This is a genomic window from Phormidium sp. CCY1219, assembly GCF_055795085.1.
This window is the reverse complement of sequence record NZ_JAYFEQ010000604.1, coordinates 1-236: the sequence shown is the minus strand read 5'-3', so window position 1 is coordinate 236 and position 236 is coordinate 1. Positions and strand designations below refer to the sequence as shown.

The window sequence follows — 236 nt, the reverse complement described above, 5'->3', positions numbered from 1 at the left end:
GTGTGGGTGATGTGGGTTTTGGTATCCTTAAGTTCCAACCCTATTCCTTTTAGCCATTCCTGGATGTGGTCGCGACATTTTAGAATTACATCCTTGTTCTCATGCAGGATAACGAAGTCGTCCGCATAACGGATTAGCGAGATTGCATCGCGTTTGTTTGTACGACTACCTTTCCCTGGTAGCTTAGTAGCTAAGGATTTGATGCTTTCTTCCATGCCGTGGAGGGCAATATTTGC

1 protein-coding gene is annotated in these 236 nt (G+C 45.3%); it reads right to left on the bottom strand.

Annotation, left to right across the window (positions count from 1 at the left end):
* Window positions 1–236: reverse transcriptase domain-containing protein (locus AC0QH1_RS17040; RefSeq protein WP_324632428.1), on the bottom strand; the 236-nt coding region annotated here is incomplete at both ends.